Annotated in this window: 15 protein-coding genes and 1 pseudogene; 13 read left to right on the top strand and 3 right to left on the bottom strand. The window is 71.0% G+C overall.

The features are described from left to right. From ACT53R_RS12115 to ACT53R_RS12130, 4 genes and pseudogenes are all read left to right on the top strand, one after another. Window positions 1-341: pseudogene (locus ACT53R_RS12115) on the top strand (hypothetical protein); the annotation flags it as partial. Continuing rightward, window positions 341-2062 carry a BatD family protein gene (locus ACT53R_RS12120; protein ID WP_476172133.1) on the top strand — a complete coding sequence of 574 codons (1722 nt, stop codon included), beginning with the start codon at window positions 341-343 and terminating at the stop codon, window positions 2060-2062. The pseudogene ACT53R_RS12115 and the gene ACT53R_RS12120, both read left to right, overlap by 1 nt. Window positions 2063-2249: 187 nt before the next feature. Next, on the top strand, window positions 2250-3620 hold the full coding sequence (locus tag ACT53R_RS12125) for a dicarboxylate/amino acid:cation symporter (RefSeq protein ID WP_476172134.1): 1371 nt from the start codon (window positions 2250-2252) through the stop codon (window positions 3618-3620). A gap of 112 nt (window positions 3621-3732) precedes the next feature. Further along, window positions 3733-4182 carry a hypothetical protein gene (locus ACT53R_RS12130; protein ID WP_476172135.1) on the top strand — a complete coding sequence of 150 codons (450 nt, stop codon included), beginning with the start codon at window positions 3733-3735 and terminating at the stop codon, window positions 4180-4182. Window positions 4183-4251: 69 nt separating this feature from the next. Here the strand turns inward: ACT53R_RS12130 and ACT53R_RS12135 are convergent, their stop codons facing one another. Next, on the bottom strand, window positions 4252-4896 hold the full coding sequence (locus tag ACT53R_RS12135) for a phosphatase PAP2 family protein (protein ID WP_476172136.1): 645 nt from the start codon (window positions 4894-4896) through the stop codon (window positions 4252-4254). A 184-nt stretch (window positions 4897-5080) separates the two neighbouring features. On the opposite strand from ACT53R_RS12135, the gene ACT53R_RS12140 reads away from it, so the two are divergent. The 3 genes from ACT53R_RS12140 to ACT53R_RS12150 all read left to right on the top strand — a co-directional run bounded on the left by ACT53R_RS12140 (window position 5081) and on the right by ACT53R_RS12150 (window position 10706). After that, window positions 5081-6352: a hypothetical protein gene (locus ACT53R_RS12140; RefSeq protein ID WP_476172137.1), complete on the top strand. Its 1272-nt coding sequence runs from the start codon at window positions 5081-5083 to the stop codon at window positions 6350-6352. A gap of 149 nt (window positions 6353-6501) precedes the next feature. Continuing rightward, window positions 6502-8493, top strand: coding sequence for a transketolase (gene tkt / locus ACT53R_RS12145; RefSeq protein ID WP_476172138.1), 1992 nt, complete (start codon window positions 6502-6504; stop codon window positions 8491-8493). A gap of 23 nt (window positions 8494-8516) precedes the next feature. Then, window positions 8517-10706: a tetratricopeptide repeat protein gene (locus ACT53R_RS12150; protein ID WP_476172139.1), complete on the top strand. Its 2190-nt coding sequence runs from the start codon at window positions 8517-8519 to the stop codon at window positions 10704-10706. A gap of 25 nt (window positions 10707-10731) precedes the next feature. Here ACT53R_RS12150 and ACT53R_RS12155 read toward each other — a convergent pair whose 3' ends face one another. Then, a complete protein-coding gene (locus ACT53R_RS12155; protein WP_476172140.1) occupies window positions 10732-11208 on the bottom strand; it encodes a hypothetical protein in 477 nt (158 codons plus the stop codon). Window positions 11209-11525: 317 nt separating this feature from the next. On the opposite strand from ACT53R_RS12155, the gene ACT53R_RS12160 reads away from it, so the two are divergent. From ACT53R_RS12160 to ACT53R_RS12185, 6 genes are all read left to right on the top strand, one after another. Then, window positions 11526-11996, top strand: coding sequence for a hypothetical protein (locus tag ACT53R_RS12160; protein WP_476172141.1), 471 nt, complete (start codon window positions 11526-11528; stop codon window positions 11994-11996). 108 nt (window positions 11997-12104) lie between these two features. Further along, window positions 12105-12407 carry a hypothetical protein gene (locus tag ACT53R_RS12165; protein WP_476172142.1) on the top strand — a complete coding sequence of 101 codons (303 nt, stop codon included), beginning with the start codon at window positions 12105-12107 and terminating at the stop codon, window positions 12405-12407. Window positions 12408-12486: 79 nt separating this feature from the next. Continuing rightward, complete coding sequence (locus ACT53R_RS12170) at window positions 12487-12795, top strand: hypothetical protein (protein ID WP_476172143.1); 309 nt, start codon at window positions 12487-12489, stop codon at window positions 12793-12795. Window positions 12796-12881: 86 nt separating this feature from the next. Next, complete coding sequence (locus tag ACT53R_RS12175) at window positions 12882-13217, top strand: hypothetical protein (protein WP_476172144.1); 336 nt, start codon at window positions 12882-12884, stop codon at window positions 13215-13217. Window positions 13218-13333: 116 nt separating this feature from the next. After that, window positions 13334-13555, top strand: coding sequence for a hypothetical protein (locus ACT53R_RS12180; protein ID WP_476172145.1), 222 nt, complete (start codon window positions 13334-13336; stop codon window positions 13553-13555). A 203-nt stretch (window positions 13556-13758) separates the two neighbouring features. Beyond that, window positions 13759-15837 (top strand): PAS domain-containing protein, encoded by a 2079-nt coding sequence (locus ACT53R_RS12185; RefSeq protein WP_476172146.1) that lies wholly within the window; start codon window positions 13759-13761, stop codon window positions 15835-15837. Window positions 15838-15852: 15 nt separating this feature from the next. On the opposite strand, the gene ACT53R_RS12190 is transcribed toward ACT53R_RS12185, so the two are convergent. Continuing rightward, on the bottom strand, window positions 15853-16476 hold the full coding sequence (locus tag ACT53R_RS12190; protein ID WP_476172147.1) for a hypothetical protein: 624 nt from the start codon (window positions 16474-16476) through the stop codon (window positions 15853-15855). Window positions 16477-16663: the final 187 nt, after the last annotated feature.

Consider the following 16663-nt stretch of genomic DNA (forward strand, 5'->3'; position numbering starts at 1 on the left):
AGCAGCAGAAGGATCAGCAGCAACAGAACCAGCAGCAGAACCAGCAGCAGCGCGACCAGCAGGGGCGCCCGAAGCCGGGCGAACCGCCGAAGCCGGTCGATCCGGTGCAGTCCGCCGAGCAGCAGGCCGCCGATCGCGCCCAGCGCGAGCGCATGGCGCGCGCGCGGGCGGGCGGCACGACGCCGCAGCCGAACACGCCGCCGAAGGAAACCGCCGAGGCGCGCGAGCGCCGGCTGGCGAACGAGGCATGGCTGCGTCGCGTGCCCGATGACCCGGGCCAACTGCTGCGCGAGAAATTCCGGCTCGAACAGCGGCGCCGCAAGCACGGAGGCGATCGCTGATGGCGCGTGCGCCGCATCACGGGCGTTGGCTCGTGCCGTGGCTGTGCCTGCTGCTGGCCGCGATCGTGCTGCCGGCATGGGCGCAACAGGTGCCGGCGTCGCTGGATCGCCAGCAGATCACGATGGGCGAGAACGTCACCCTCACGATCGACGTCGATTCCTCCAACGCGCGCGGCCTGCCCGATTTCACGCCGCTGATTCACGATTTCCGCATGGTCGGCCAGTCGTCCTCGCAGCAGGTGACGATGAACGGCGGCAGCGTGCAGATGACGCTGCGCCTCCAGCTGGTGCTGTCGCCGACGCACCCGGGCGAAATCGACGTCGGGCCGCTGTCGTTCGGTGGCGCGCGCACGCCGAAGCTGCACCTGACCGTGCTGCCGCCGCCGGTCTCGGCCGACACGCAGGCGCCGCCGCCCACCGGTGACACCCTGCGCGGGCCGGGCAACGGGCCGGTCTTCATCCAGGCGAAGATCGACACCACCGCGCCCTACGTGCAGCAGACCGTCGGCTACACCGTGCGGCTGTACTACGAACTGGGCACGCTGCTGGAAGGACGCCTCGACCAGGATCCGCCCGACGGTGCCAGCCTGCAGAAGATCGGCGACGATCAGGAAACCATCGAGCAGGTCGGCAACACGCAGTACAGCGTGGTCGAGCGGCATTTCCTGCTGATCCCCGAGCGTGCCGGCAAGGTGACGGTGCCGCCGGCGCGGTTCCTCGGCCGCATTTCCGGCGGGCTGGGCGGGGCGTTCGGCGGATTCCTCGGCGGCGACGACATGCGCGTCCGCGGCCCGTCCGCGGAGCTGCAGGTCAAGCCGATCCCGGCCGACGCGCCGCAGCCGTGGCTGCCGCTGGCCGGCCTGCAACTGCGCTACGTCGACAGCCCGCGCAGCGCGCGTGCCGGCGAGACCGCGCTGGTCACGGTGCAGGCCGTGGCCGACGGCGCGGTGCTGGCGCAGGTGCCCGAACTCGTCCTGCGCGTGGACGGCGACGCGCAGGTGTTCCCCGAATCGGCGCAGACCTCGGGGACGTTCGTGAACGGTCGTCCGCAGGCGACGGTGACGCGGCGGTTCGCGCTGCTGCCGACGCGCGAAGGCACGCTGCGCGTGCATGCGCCGCGGATCACATGGTGGGATGCCGCCGCCGGCGTGTCCCGCGTCGCCACGCTGCCGGACCTGGTGCTGCCGGTCGCCGCCGCCGGGCCCGGCGCGCAAGGGCAGGGCGACACGGGCGACGTGGCCGACGACGAGGACGATGGCGCCGACTTCTCGTGGCGCGAGTGGCTGCCCGACAACCTCTGGACGGTCGCCTTGCTGCCGCTGGGCGCGATCTGGCTGGTCTCGCTGGTCGTGGGCCTGCGCTTCTGGTCGCAGCGGCGCCAGGGCGCGAAGACGCCGCCCGGCGCGCGTGCACGGACCGCGACCGTGCTGCCCGATCCGCAGGCGCTGGCGACCGCGCTCGCGCGCGGCGACCGCGGCGCGGTGGAGCGCGTGCTGTGCGCGCTTGCCGGCGTGCGCGACCTCGATGGCGTCCGCGTGCGCCTGGCCGATCCCGCCCAGCGCGAGGCCGTCGCCTCGCTGCAACGTGCGCGCTGGGGGCGCGGCGACGCCGCCGCGGCGATGGCTGCGATGCGCGCCACGTTCGCCCAGGGCCCGCGCTGGTGGCCGCGTCCGCCGCGCGCGCCGCCGTCGGTGCTGCCGCCGCTGTATCCCGAGCGCTGATCCGGAACGCCGAGCAGTAGCGTCGAGCCGTAGCGTCGATCCATGACGCCGGCCGAGTGCGTCGAGCGACGGCCTGCGCTGTGCGCGTGCCGCGGGTTCCGGCCCGTTCGTTCGTCGCCCGCCATGCGGCCGGGGCGCCACGGGGCATGGTGTACCCTCTCGGCTTTCGTCCCAGAGGAGCCGCGCCATGGCCCATGCCGCCATCACCCCGTCGCCCGCGAAACCCGGCGGCATCCCGCTGCACGTCAAGGTGATGATCGGCTTCCTGGTCGGCGTGGCGCTGGGCGTGCTGGCCTACGTGGCGACCAAGGGCGCATGGGCCGGCACGCTGGACGAAGCCACGCTGCAGTCGGTCATCGACAACGCCACCAAGCCCTTCGGCGAGATCTTCCTCAACCTGCTGTTCATGCTGGTGGTGCCGCTGATGTTCTCGGCGCTGGTGCTGGGCGTGGCCGAACTGGGCGACATCGCCAGTCTCGGCCGCCTGGGCTGGAAGACGCTGCTCTACACCGCGGTGGTCACCGGCGCCGCGGTGCTGATCGGCCTGGTGATGGTGAACCTGCTGCAGCCCGGCCTGCACATCACGCGCGAGCTGGTGGACAGCGCGCTGTCGAGCAACCTGCAGAAGGCCGGCGACATCGTCACCAAGGGCGAGGCGCTGAGTTTCCGCGACCTCATCGTCAACATCGTGCCGCACAACATCGTCGGTGCCATGGGCGACGACAGCAAGAAGCTGGGCATCGTGTTCTTCTCGCTGATGATCGGCATCGGCCTGGTGATGAAGCCCACGCCCGGCACGCAGGCGTTCAAGCACGCGCTGCACGGCCTGTTCGAGATCTGCATGCACCTGATCGGCATGTTCGTGAAGCTGGCGCCGTACGCGGTGGCCTGCTTCATGTTCAACCTGTGCGCGAAGCTCGGCTGGGACGTCATCGTCAGCCTGTTCTGGTTCGTGGCGACGGTGCTGATCGCGATCTTCATCCACGGCTTCGTGGTGCTGCCGCTGTGGGTGCGCTTCATGGGCGGGATGTCGCCGCTGGCGTTCTTCCGCGGCGCGCAGGAAGCGATGCTCACCGCGTTCGCCACCGCCTCGTCCACGGCCACGCTGCCGGTGACGCTGCGCGTGGCCGAAGAGAACCTCAAGCTGCCGCGCAAGGTCTCGCGTTTCGTGCTGACCGTCGGTGCGTCGGCCAACCACCACGGCACCGCGCTGTTCGAGGGCATCACCGTGCTGTTCCTGGCGCAGGTCTACGGCGTGCACATGCCGATCGAGCAGCAACTGCTGGTGCTGGCGCTGTGCATCCTCGGCGGCATCGGCACCGCGGGCATCCCGTCGGGTTCGCTGCCGGTGATCGCGATGATCTGCGGCATCGTGGGTGGCATCCCGCCGCAGGGCATCGGCATCATCATCGGCGTGAACACCTTCCTCGACATGTGTCGCACGTCGCTGAACGTCACCGGCGACCTCGCGACCGCGGTCGTGGTCTCGCACCGCAGCGGCGAGCGTGATGCGCCCGGCGGCGCGCTGCCGGACGATCTCGACGAGATCGTGCGCTGAACCACGCCGTCGCCGGATCCGCGACGACTTCGCTTGTGGCCGTCGCCGTGCGGCTGGCAGAATCCACGCGAGTCGCCCGCACCGGGCGATACGCAGACAAGGAGAACGCAAGATGCGCATGATGTTCGCGACGCTGGCGCTGCTGGCCGCCACGCTGTCGGCCGCCGCGGGAACGGCGATGGCCGGCGACCCGCCGTGCAAGACCAACTTCAAGGAAGAGGGCCGCTTCATCACCGGTCGCCGCTTCACCAGCTTCGACACGGTGACCGGCGTCAACGTGTCGACCGCGTTCAAGCGCATCTACGCCGAAGGCACCAAGTCGGGCCTGCGCGTCGTCTCCAGCGACGAGAAGGCCGGCGTGATCTCGTTCGAGCAGCCCGATGGCGGCTCCACGCTCGGCGGCGGCACCGCCAACCTGCCGTGGAACGTCGTCATCGAATCCGCGGGCAAGAAGGAAGTGAAGATCACCGTCACCAAGACCACGCCGGGCGGTTATTCGACCAGCACCAAGTTCCAGATCGAATCGATCTGCGCGGTGATCGACGCGGCGCGCAATCCGTAAGCCGCCCGCGCCTCGCGCCATCACGAAGCCCCGGTCGCGTTCGCGGCCGGGGTTTCGCGTTTGCGGTGGTCAGAACGTCTTCGCGTAGCCGACCATCACGCCGCTGCCGTCGGGCGTGAAGCCGAGGAAGATCGGCCGCTTGCGGTGGTGCGCGTACACGCCGAAGGCGACGCCCACCGCCGCGCCGGCCAGCACGTCGCTCTGCCAGTGGCCATGGGTCTTCACCCGCGCCACGGCGTCGTAGACCGGCAGCAGCGCCAGCGCGTAGACCGCGGGATGGTCCTGGCGGTATTCGAGGATGAAGGGCGTCACCACCGACGCCATCTCGGCCACTTCGCCGCTGGGGAAACTCTGCGCGCCGCCGCCCTGGAAGAAATCGTTCGGGTCGTTCGTCTCGCTGGGGCGGCTGCGCGAGAAGGCATGCTTCAGCACGAGGGTGGTGCCGGCGCTGAGGACCATCGCGTCGAAGGATTGGTCGAACGTGCGCCCCAGGCGGGTATCGCTGTCGGCGAAGACCGCGCCGCCGACGGTGGTCAGGGCCACGCCTGCGGCGAGGCCTGTCTGGACGTTGCGGTTCCAGATCCCGCTGTCGTCGTAGGCCACGCGGTGGTCGATGCCGAGCGGGCCGCCGGCGAGGGCGTTCCCGGCGGACAGGAGCGCAGTGAGGCACAGGCCGCAGAGGCCGGCTGATCGGATCGGACGGAACGTGTGCATGCGGCTCTCCCCCGGGGTCCGGAACCCGCAGCCTCCGCCCGCCGGATTAGGGCTGCATGAAGGTCGGTGGCCGGATCGGGCCGGGTGGCCGTCCGGGACAACGGGCCGGGCGGGTGTGAGAATGGGGCGCGCAGTCCGCCGGGCGCCACGACATCCACACAACGGAAGCAAGGGGAGACAGGGAATGCCGACCAGAGAACAGAACCAGGCTGCACTGGACCAGATGGGCGCGAACTTCCTCGCCGATGTCGACGCGACGCGGGACGTGGACGGCCTGCCGCCGTTGACGGAAGGGGCGAAGACCGTGTTCCGGGACCTCCTCAACGACCCGAGCGGTCCGCACGAGGACCTGCTTTCGGCGATCGACGAAGGCAACCTGCAGATGATGATGACGCCGATCGGCCCGGGGCAGGGCATGTACTCGGCGCCTTCGAGGGCCTTGTGCATCGATCCGGAAGCGCTGGAACAGGCCGCCGCCGATCCGCGCATCGGCTACAACCTCAATTTCACCTTGTCGCACGAATGCCGGCATGCGCGCGACGGCGCCGGGATCTCGACGCTGATGTCGGATTTCAGTCATGCCGCGATGGCCAAGGCGCAGGAACCGGGATTGCCGCACGACTACACCGACCTGGTGCGCGATTACCTGCAGCGCGATCGCGCGTTCGAGCAGCGCGCCGAAACGGCCGGCTTCAACGCCCACGTCTCGAAGGTGATCGCGGAAGTCGGCCCGCACGCGACCCAGACCGACGTCTACGAGAAATCGCCCAAGGACATGGCGCCGTACATGGACCTCGTGGCGCGGGGCGGGCTGCTGTCGCGGGACACCTACGCCTACAAGCCGGAGTTCGTGACCCAGGCCGACGGCCTGCACCTGGATGCCGCGCATCCGAACACGCTGGCCGCGATGGGGACGCATTTCTACGATGCGCAGCAGTACGACTGGCGACAGGGCCTGAAGGCCACGCTGGACATCATCAACAACATCGAACAGAACCCGGCCGCGACCCGGGACCCGCAGCAGCCGCCGCGGATCGATCTGGCCGCGCTGGGGCTGGGCGCGCCGCCGGATGCCCACTGCCGCGGCTTCATGCAGCGCGTGGTCGACGGCAGCCTGCCGCCGCCGACGGCGCCGGGCCACCCGGACCACGCCTACTTCACGTTCCTGCAAGGGCAGTTCCCCGGCGCCAGCGACCAGACCGTCGCGCAGGCGATGCTGCAGGCCAAGCAGGCCGGGCTGCAGGATGCCTCCCACATCGATGCCGCGCGCACCGCGGCCGGACCGGACGGCCGGTTGTGGGTGACCGGCACCAACGACCACAGCTTCGCGGTGGTGCCCGGCAACGAGCCGCCCATGGCCCGGATCACGCAAGACCTCAGCACCCAGGCCCTCGAGCAGGCGGATGCCCGCGCGCAGCAGGCCCAGCAGCAGCGCCAGACCTGCGTGATCCTGTAGCGCCGCGAGCCGGCCCGCCCCCGCGGGCCGGCCCGGCCGCCGTGCAGGGGCGGACCGGTTCCGGGCCGGCGTCCGTGGATTCCGCGGCCCCCGGGATGGGACAATGGGCGGCCCGCAGTCCGCCGGGCGCCGCCGACCTCCCACGCCCCATGACGACGCCCAGCCGCCGCACGCTCGCCAACGCCCTCCGTTTCCTCGCCATCGACGCCGTCCAGGCCGCCAACTCCGGACATCCGGGCATGCCCATGGGCATGGCCGACATCGCCGAAGTGCTGTGGAACGACTACCTCAAGCACAACCCGGCCAACCCGGGCTGGGCCGACCGCGACCGCTTCGTGCTGTCGAACGGCCACGGCTCGATGCTGCAGTACGGCCTGCTCCACCTCGCCGGCTACGACCTGTCGATCGACGAGCTGAAGCGGTTCCGCCAGCTGGGCTCGAAGACCCCGGGCCACCCGGAGAACTTCGTCACCGGCGGCATCGAAACCACCACCGGCCCGCTGGGGCAGGGCATCGCGAATGCCGTGGGCTTCGCGCTGGCCGAGAAGCTGCTGGCGCAGCGCTTCAACCGCGACGGCCACGCCGTCGTCGACCACCGCACCTGGGTGTTCCTCGGCGACGGCTGCCTGATGGAAGGCATCTCGCACGAGGCCTGCTCGCTCGCCGGCACGTGGAAGCTCAACAAGCTGGTCGCGTTCTGGGACGACAACAGCATCTCGATCGACGGCCAGGTGCAGGGCTGGTTCACCGACGACACGCCGGCGCGCTTCGAGGCCTACGGCTGGCAGGTGATCCGCGGCGTGAACGGCCACGATCCCGACGAGATCCGCACCGCGATCGACACCGCGCTGAAGTCCGAGGACCGTCCGGTGCTGATCTGCTGCCGCACCACGATCGGCTTCGGCTCGCCCGCGAAGGCCGGCAAGGAGTCCTCGCACGGCGCGCCGCTGGGCAAGGACGAAGTGGCCGCGACCCGCGCCGCGCTGGGCTGGGAGCACGGCCCGTTCGAAGTCCCCGCCGACGTCGCCGCCGCGTGGGACGCGCGCAGCAAGGGCCACGCTGCGGAAACGCGCTGGACCCACGTGTGGGAGTCCTATGCGGCGCAGTATCCGGACCTCGCCGCCGAGTTCGAGCGCCGCCTGCGCGGCGACCTACCGGCGGAGTTCGCCGCGCATGCCGACGGCTACATCGCGAAGCTGCAGGCCGAAGGCCCGGTGGTCGCCTCGCGCAAGGCCTCGCAGATGGCGATCGAGACCTTCGCGCCGCAGCTGCCGGAACTGGTCGGCGGCTCCGCCGACCTCGCGCATTCCAACCTGACCCTGTGGAAGGGCAGCAAGAGCGTTGCCGGCAGCGATCCCGACGCCAACTACGTCTACTACGGCGTGCGCGAGTTCGCGATGACCGCGATCTCGAACGGCCTCGCGCTGCACGGCGGCTTCGTGCCGTACGACGCGACATTCCTCGTCTTCAGCGACTACGCGCGCAACGCCGTGCGCATGAGCGCGCTGATGGGCGCGCGCGCGATCCACGTCTACACCCACGACTCGATCGGCCTCGGCGAGGATGGCCCGACCCACCAGCCGGTCGAGCATCTCGCCTCGCTGCGCTACATCCCCGACAACGACGTGTGGCGTCCGTGCGACGCGGTGGAATCGGCGGTGGCGTGGCGCGCGGCGATCGAACGCCGCGACGGCCCCAGCTGCCTCGTGTTCTCGCGCCAGAACCTGCCGCATCAGGCGCGCGACGCCGCGCAGGTCGCGGCGATCGCCCGCGGCGGCTACGTGCTGAAGGATTCGGTCGGTGCGCCGACGCTGATCCTGATCGCCACCGGTTCGGAAGTCGGCCTCGCGATGCAGGCCGCCGCGCAGCTCGGCGACGGCGTGCGCGTGGTGTCGATGCCCTCGACCGACGTGTTCGACCGCCAGGATGCGGCGTACCGCGAAGCGGTGCTGCCGAAGGCCTGCCGCAAGCGCATCGCGATCGAAGCGGCGACCCGCGATTTCTGGATCAAGTACGTCGGCCTCGACGGCGCGGTGATCGGCATGGACGGCTATGGCGCCTCGGCCCCGGCCGAGCAGCTGTACCCGCATTTCGGCATCACCGTCGACGCGGTGGTCGCGGCGGCGAACGGGCTGGATTGATCCGTCGACCCGCCGGCATGGCGATGCACGCACGACGTGTCGTGCTCGCCTTCCGCCGCCTCGCCCTCGGCGGCGCGGCGGCGATCGTGCTCGCTGCCGGGGCGCCGGCTGCCGCCGCGCCCAACTGCGTGGCGCTGGAACATGCCGACGGCCGGCCGCTGCCGGTGCCGTCGGTCTGCGTCGCGCGCTTCGGCGTCGCACCGCCGGCCGACGACAGCGCCGCGGCGCGGCGCAAGGCCGCCGATGCCTTGTTCGCGGCCGCGAAGCGATCCGACGACGCCGGCCGCTTCGACGAGGCCGAGTCCGCCATCGACTGCGCCGACGCGGTGCTCGGGCCCGCGGCCGACGCGCTCGCCCGCGAGGAGCTGCTGCGCCAGCGCGGCGTGCTGGACTACCACCGCGAACGCATCCCGCAGGCGCTGTCGCGCTTCGAGTGCGGGTTGCAGCGGTCCACCGCGCGCGAGGACCGCACCGCGATCGCGCGTGACCTCAAGAACGTGGGCAGCGCACTGCGCCGCCTCGGCGACTACCACGGCGCGCTGGCGGCGCTGACCCGCAGCCTGGAGATGCAGCGCGCGGCCGGCGGCGTCCAGCCCGCGGTGCTCAACAATCTCGGCGACGTCTATCGCGCCCTCGACGAGCGCGACAAGGCGGAGGGTTACTACCGCGAAGCGCTGGCGGTGTCGGAAAGGCGCGGCGATGCGAAGACGGCCGCGCACGTGCGCGAGACGCTGGCCGAACTCGCGCTGGACCACGGCGATGCGCGCGCCGCGCGGCCGCTTCTGGAAGCCGCGCTGCGCGCGTACCGCGAGGCCGGCAAGCGCACCTTCATGCTGCGGGTCTACGCCGGCCTGATCCGCACCGCACTGCTGGAGGGCGACACCACGGCCGCGCAGCGCTTCGTCGCGGATGCGCTCGCCGTGGCCGATGCCCACCACCTGCCGCTGCCGGCCGACCTGCAACGCGAGGCCGCCCGCGTCGACCGCGTGTTGGGTCGCCTCGATGCGGCCGATGCGCGGTTGCGGCAGGCGCTGGCGGCACTGCCCGAGCGCGATGCCGATCGCGCCTCGCTGCTGGAGGCGCTGGCGGAAACCCGGGAGGCGCAGGGACGCCACGACGCCGCGTTCGTCACCCTGCGCGAGGCGCATGCGCAGGCCGAACGCCTGGCGCAGGCGCGGCAGGACCAGCAACTGGGCTGGCTGCGCGCGCGGTTCGAGACCGCCGAGCGCGATCGCACCATCGCCGCGCTGGAAGGCGAGAACCGCCTGCGTCGCGCCGAGCTGCGCCAGCGCACGCTGCTGCTGTGGCTGACGGTGGCGGTCGCGGCCTGCGTCGCGCTGCTGATCTGGACCGGGCTGCAGCGCCGCCGCCAGCACGAGCGCCTGCTCGCGGCGACGCGGCAGGTGCGGCACGAAGAGGAACTGGCGCGCTACCGGCGCGAGGCCGAGGCGCTGGCCGAGGATCGCAGCCTGCTGCAGGCGCTGCTGGACAGCCGCGGCGATGCGGTCTGCCTGCTCGACGCCGACGGCCACCTGCTGGCGGCCAATCGTGCGGCCTGCGAGTTGCTCGGGATCGATGCCGCGCGCCCGGCCGGACCGGTGCTCGCGGACTTGCTCGCCGCGGAGGATCGCGCGCCGCTCGCCGAGGCGCTGGAACGGATGGAGGACGCCACCGCGCAGGCGTTGCCGGTCGCAGCGGCCGACGGCCGGCGCCTGCAGGCGCGGCTGTCGCCGTGGGAACGCGGCGACGGCCTGGTGGTGCTGGTGCTGGCCGCGCAAGGCGGGCCGCCCGAAGTGTCCACCGTGCCCGAAGCCCCGGCGGCGACCGACCCGGCCACCGCGCCGGAGACCGGCGATGCGCCGCCTGCCGACGCCGGGTCCGAGGACCTCCGCGGCGACTTCCGCCGGGCGCTGGTCGAGCTGATGCTGGCCGCGGTCGACACCTGGGAGCGCAGCACCGGCACGTCGCGGCTGGAACTGGCGGAGAAGAGCCGCCTGTGGCGCGTCACCATCGACGACGGTCGCCTGCGTACCCGCGCGATGGAGCGCTACCTGTCGCTGTCGAAACTGCCGCGCAACCCGCGCTGGCGCGACGTGCTGCGCACGGCCTACCACGTGCTGGGGCAATGCGCGCTGGAACCCGAGGCCCGCGCCGCCCTCCAGGCCCGGGTCGACGCGGTGCTGGCCTACACCCGCCGCGACGCGCTGGTCTGAGCGGCCGCGGGCGGCGTCCCGTGCCTCACGAGTCCGGATCGTTCGACGCCCCCGGCTGCGTCGTGGGGACGCAGACCACGCACACGCCCTTGAGGCCGTCCTTGAAGCGATAGTCCCGGTGGTGCTCGTCGATGCCGTCGCCGTCCAGATCCTCGTTGTGGTTGAACGCGTCCGGCGACACGACGTGCGGCGTCGCGACCAGACCGCTGCCGTTGCGGAGCTGCTGGCCGATGCAGGTCTCGGTGGCCGCCTGGTTGGCCCAGAACCACTCGTCGACGATGCCGCAGGACTTGGGCGTGTTGCAGGTGCTGCCCAGGACCATGTCGTCGTCGGCGTGCTCGGCGCGATAGGTGATGAGGGTCGATGTCGATAGATCGAAGGTCGACACCGCCTGTTGCTGGTAGCCCGCGGGGCACCAGTTGACGGGCCGGGTGTCGTGGGCGAACGCCGGCGCGGCGGCCAGCAGGCAGAGGCTGAAGGGCAGGAGCGCGACGTTCCGCATGGGCAGGCTTCGGATGGGGACACAGCCGACAGTCTAGGGATGCCGCTGCCCGCCGGGCCATGCGCATGCGGGAACAAATCGGGCCAAGGTGCGCACAAGTCGTTGAATTCCCGTTCTGCGGCATGGCCGACGTCGTCCGTGCGGCCCGTCGGCACCTCGCCGCAGGCCCGCCCGGCGGGGTGGTGCGAAGTGTCGTTCGGTCCCGGATCGTCCCGGCATGTCCCGGTTTCGTACTGGCCGCACGGCGGGGCGCTGCCTAGCGTGATCGCACCCCGTCATCCGGCGGGGACGATCCTCGCTCCCGGGAGAAGCACCGCATGAAACTGACCCAGACCCTTTCGCTCGGCCTGCTGTTGGCCCTCGCAGCCGCCGGCCACGCCCGTGCCGAAGCGCCGCTGCAAGGCGTGTTCGTCTACTACGGCGGCGCCGAGTTCGCCGGCAGTTCGGCGGGGCTGACCGTCGGTCCCTACGCCAGCGCCTTCGACTGCCAGACCGCGTTGAACGCCGCGATCGACAACGCCGTGAACCAGGGCTACCAGATCGAGAGCGTCTCGCCGTGCATCGGCCACTGGGCCTTCAGCGGCGGCGGCGTGCCGGAAATGGAAGCCGCGCCGTACACCCTCGCCGTGCTGGCGGACTCGCCCGGCGAATCCGGCGGCATCGCCCACGTCCTGCTGGACGAAGTGGCCGCGACCCGCAAGACGTTCCGCATCGACGAGTACGAAGCGACGCTGCAGGCCATCTCGCAGGCGGCGATCACCGACCCGCTGCGCAAGAAGGACCGCTGATCCGCCCCGTCGCACGGACGCGGCAGCCCCGCGATGCCGCCCGGCTTCCCGTCCGGGCGGCCCGCGTTCGACCGATCCCCATCCGATCCCTTCCGTTCCGGAGCTTCCATGAAGTCCCTGCTGTCCACCTTCGCGCTCGCCCTGCTCATCGCCGCCGCCACCCCGGTGTCCGCCGCCCAGATCGGCGGCATGACCCCCGTCGGTCCCACGCCCTACGTGCCCGGCGTGTGGCGCGCCAAGGTCCGCTACGTCAATCCGGTCAAGCAGCCCAACGGCACCGTCTCGACCTACAGCTACATCGACATCACCGCCGATACCCAGGCGTACTGCGAGAACCAACTGTCCACCCTGGCCAACAGCCCCGGCGTGTCGGTCGTGACCTTCTGCTGGTTCGACGCGTACTACGACTGATCCGGTCCGCGTTGCGCGACGGTCGGCCGCCACGCTGCGGCCGGCCGTCGCCCTTTCCGCCACAGGTGAATCCATGACCATGACGTTTCCCCGCCCCGTGTCCTCCGCGTTGTTCGCCGGCCTGCTGCTGGCCGTCGCCGGCGGCGTGTCCGCCGCCGCCGATCCCTGGGTGGCGGTGCTCGACTACGACGACGGCGTCGAGGCCTACACCGTCCGCATCGTCGCCGCCACGGAAGACGACTGCATCGCCCGCGCGTCGATGTACCGCGGCGCGGAGGTGATCTCGCCCTGCCAGCCGACGCCGTCGGCGATCACCGATCCCAAGGAAGACAAGCGCACGTCGAAGACGCCGCGCCCCAAGCAGCCCAAGCTCTACGACGACATGTGAGCTGCGGTCGAACCCGTCCGACACGAGACCTCCCGACGCGGCCCGCCTGCCGCATCGGGGACGACAACACTCCGGAGACCCTTGCCATGCCCCTGTTCCGCCACGTCCTGTCCGCAGCCTGCGGCTGCACGCTGTTCCTGACGACCGCCGCCGCGCTCGCCGCTGATTGGACCGCCGTCCTGTCGGTCGACGACGGCACCGGACCGCAGAGCGTCCGCATCGTCGCCGCCACGGAAGACGAGTGCTACGCCCAGGTGTCGCTGCATCGCGGTGCCGAGGTGATCGAACCCTGCCAGCCCACGGCCTCCGCTATCACCGATCCGAACGATGCGAACCGCACGTCGAAGACGCCCAGGCCGGTCACCGAGCCGAGGGATGCCGGGCGCGTGCTTGGGGATGTCGGGCATACCGGCGGCGGCTGAACACGCTCCAGGGTCCGGCCCGTTCCGTGATCTCGCCCCGGCGACGGGGCGTTTTGTCTCCCTCCCGGCGACAGAGAATCCGGAGAGGTTTTCTCGCAATCCATTCGGAAACACAGATGCTCAACGATACGAAACGCAACACACGAAAGACCGTCGTCGCAATCGCGGCGACGCTGGCCCTGGCCAGCGCGAGCGCGGCCGCTTATGCCGCCTGCAACACGTACCTGGCCGGAAAGTGCAAGACGAAATACGTCAACTGCCTGAAAATCAACGGCGTGGATTGCGAACAAAAATACATCGCCTGCATGGAAGCGGCCGGCTGCTCGTCCATGTTGTGACGCGACGGTCGGCATGTCGGATGCGACGGGTGCCGTGGATCGCTTCTTCGAGGCATCCCTCGCAGCCGGCTCTTCCCGCGATGCGTGGCCTTCCTTCGGCCGGGCATCGCGGGTGATAGATTGACCCCGGACCGGTGCGGGGCACCGGCAAGGGGAGAGGGGCGTTGCGAGGGACACGCACGCGGACGCGATGGAACGGCCTGTTGCCGGCGACCGCGCTGGCCTGCGTCGTGGCCACCGCCGATGCCGCGTCGATCCCGGCCTGCGCGGCGATCGACATCCACTCGCTGCCTTCGCCGGCGACCTGCCAGCGCCTGTTCACGTCGGTCGATCCCGAAGCGCTGTACGTGATCGCGGATGCACAGCTCAAGGCAGGCGAGCTGGAACCGGCCCGCACCGCGCTGGACTGCGCCGCGACGCGGCTCGCCTCCAACCCCGATGCCGCGGCGCGCTACGAATGGGTGCGCCGCCTCGGCGTGCTCGCCTATCGCGACGAGAAGATCGACGTGGCGCTCGGGCATTTCCGCTGCGCGCTGTCGATCGCCGAAACGCGCAACGATCGCGCGGCCATCACCAAGCAGCTCAAGAACGTCGGCAGCGCGCTGCGCCGCGACGGCAAGCTCTACGACGCGCTGCGCACGCTCGAACGCGGCCTCGCCATCGCGCGTGCCGACCGCAGCGACGAGGTCGGAGGCCTGCTGGCCAACATCGCCGACGTGTACCGCGACCTCGACGATATCGCACAGGCCGAGGCCTACACGCGCCAGGCGATGGCCGCGTTCCATCGCAGCGGCAACGAGGCCGAAGCCGCGCACATGCGGCACGGGCTGGGCAAGTTGGCGCTGGACGCCCACGACACGAACACCGCCATCGCCGAATTCAAGCTCGCGCTGACCGCGCTGACCGCGCTGGAGGCGCAAGGCAACGTGCCGTACCAACTGCGCGTGCATGCCGACCTCGCAGCGGCCGCGTTGGCCGAAGGCAATGTCGAGCGTGCAGGCCGCCACGTCGACGCCGGGCTGGCGCTGGCCGCCAGGCACGGGTTGCAGGTGCCGTCCGAACTGCAGCTCGCGGCGGCGCGCGTCGACCGGATCCACGGAGAGATGGTGAGCGCCGGTAACCGCCTGACCGCGGCCCTGCAGGACAGTCCGGCCAGTCCCGGCGAACGCGCGGCACTCCTGGACGAACAGGCGGTCCTGCTGAAGCAGGAAGGAAAGTACCGCGACGCGCTGGACAGGCTGGATGAGGCCCGCGAGGCGGAGCGGGAAAAATTGCGCGCCGCGAGCGATCGCCGGCTGGATTTCCTGCGCACGCGTTTCGAGGTCTCCGAGCGCGAGCGTGTGATTTCCGAGCGCGGACGCACCATCGCCGTACTGCGCCAGCGCACGCTGGTGCTGTGGCTCATCGCGGTGTCCGCGCTGGCCGCACTGTTCGCGGTGTCGATCGTGTTCCTGCGCCGCCAGCAGCGTGCGCGCCTGGTCGAGGCCGCGAACCGCGCGCGCTACGAGGAAATGCTGGCGCGCTACCGGCGCGAGGCCGACGCGCTGGGCAGCGATCGCGACCTGCTGCAGGGCCTGCTGGACAGTCGCGGCGACGCGCTGTGCCTGCTCGACGCCGACGGCACCGTGCTCGCGGCCAATCGCGCCGCCTGCCCGCTGCTGGGCGCCGCGCGCGATGGCCTGACCGGCCGCCCGCTCTCCGACCGGTTGTCCGCCGAGGATGCCGCGGCGCTGGCGACGGCGCTGGAACGCATGGAGGACAGCGCGTCGCAGACGTTGGCCTTCGCCGCGGGCGATGCGCGTCCCGCGCTGCATGTCGAGTTGTCGCCGTGGGAACAGGGCGACGGCCTCGTGGTGATGCGGCTTGCGACGCCCGCGGAAGCCTCCGCGGCAGAGGCCGGCACGATGCCGTCACCCGTGGCGGCGGACGCCGAACCGGTCCTCGACGAAGACGCGGCGCGCGCCGCCTTCCGCCTCGCGCTGGTGGAACTGATGCTGGCGGTGGTCGAGGCCTGGGAACGCAGCACCGGCCGGAACCGCATCGAACTGGCCGAACGCAGCCGCATCTGGCGCATCAACATCGACGACGGCCGCTTGCGCGCGCGGGCGATGGAGCGCTACCTCAGCCTGTCGCGTCTGCCGCAGAACCCGCGCTGGCGCGACGTGCTGCGGCTGGCCTATTACGTGCTGGGCGAATGCCGGCTGGACACCGCCGAGCGCGACGATCTGCAACGCCGGGTGGACGGCGTGCTCGCCTACACCCGGCGCAGCGCGTTGGTGTGATCGCGCGCGGCGTGGTCAGCGGGGCGATGTCGGTGCCGGTTCGACGACCTGCACGTTCCGCGGTGTCGCCTTCGACGACTTGAGGGGCGCCATCTCCGGCGGCGCGCAGACGTAGCAGGTGCCGGTCAGCCCCGCGCCGTAATCCCTGTACTGCTCATGGTGATCGGCCGCGTTGAACGTGGCCGGTGAGGTCACTTCGAAATACGCCTGCCCGTTCCCCATGTCCGGTGCGTTGCAGTACGAGTAGGCATCGACGGCGGCGTACAGCCAGACATCGACGACGCCGCAGGTGGCGTTGGGGCGAGGAGGCACCGAGTGCGTCGTGGTATTGGCCGACACCCGGGCCAACGCGGTCGACTGCGCGCGGACGCTGGGGTGCAGCAGCGCACCGATCGCTTCGGTCAGCGTCGCGCGGCGTTGCGGGCCGGCGCGCCGGGCACCCACCGGTTGCGGCGGGCGGGGATGTTCGTCCTGGAACGTCTGCAGATCGGCGGCACTGAACTGGAAGCTGCCGATGGTGATGCGCCGCGCCCCGGCCACCTTGCAGGCGCTCGGCTCGACGGGCGAATCGGCCAGCGCCGGGAAGGCGGCCGGCAGGCCCAGTGCACACAGCAGAAGCAGTCGGAACACGGTGGTCATGGCAGCCACTCCTTGAGGTCGGGTCGGGCCAGTCTCGGGAAGACGATCGCCGCCGGCCAGCGGAACGCCGGGCAGAAGCCGGGAACAAAACCGGCAACCCCTTGATTCGTATCGATGCGGGCCGTGGTGACGGCGATTTGTTCCCGGCTTCGTCCTTACCCGGCGGCGGGCCGCTGCCTACGGTGAT

It is taken from the genome of Lysobacter sp. DMC104 (assembly GCF_056313665.1).